The 814-nt window shown below is 48.4% G+C and carries 1 pseudogene; it reads left to right on the top strand.

Annotated elements, in window-relative coordinates:
• Positions 1-154: 154 nt before the first annotated feature.
• Positions 155-814 (top strand): annotated as a pseudogene (locus A3763_RS04625) (DUF802 domain-containing protein); the annotation flags it as partial.

Below are 814 nucleotides of genomic sequence, written 5' to 3' on the forward strand. Positions count from 1 at the left end.
TCTAGCAGCTTTAAAGCGCTTGCTGATGGCAGAGCTGGAAGCGCGCTTGCAGCTCGTGCTGGGCTTGATAGAAGCATTAAATGAAACGGTGCAATCGGCAAACTGAGTGCATCGCTATGGACACAATTATGAAATTAGAGGTTACTAGTTGCTTATGAATAAGCTTCTTTTTGGGCTGGCATTTTTATTAGGCGCATTGGCTATCATCGGTATGAGCTGGGTATTCTTGGGTAGTGATACCTTGGCCTTGCTGATTACTGTCGTTATTGGTGTGGTGTTTAGTATTGGCACCCTTGAGCTCTTACGATTTCAGAAGGCGACACAAACACTGTCAGTCGCGCTAAAAGATATTCCAAAATTTGCCGTACAAGCCGAGTCGGATAACGAAAACCAGTTTGACAAATGGCTACTGTCGCTTCACGCCTCGCTGCGTAATGCTGTTCAGCTTAGAATAGAAGGTGAGCGCATTGGTCTACCCGCGCCTGTCGTGACGCCCTACTTAGTCGGCTTACTGGTAATGCTCGGCTTGTTAGGTACTTTTGTCGGAATGGTTGATACCTTGCAGGGTGCTGTCACGGCACTACAAGGAACCACAGAATTAGAGGCAATTCGCACAGGTTTGGCCGCGCCGATCAATGGTTTGGGCTTGGCTTTCGGTACGTCCGTTGCCGGTGTGGCAGCTTCAGCTATGTTGGGCTTGATGTCGACATTGAGTCGTCGTGAACGAGTGATTGCGACACGTGAGCTCGATGCCTGTATCGCGCATGAGTTTAAAGGCTTCTCTCTGGTTCATAACCGCCAAGAAACTTATAAA

This window comes from Oleiphilus sp. HI0128, from assembly GCF_001635365.1.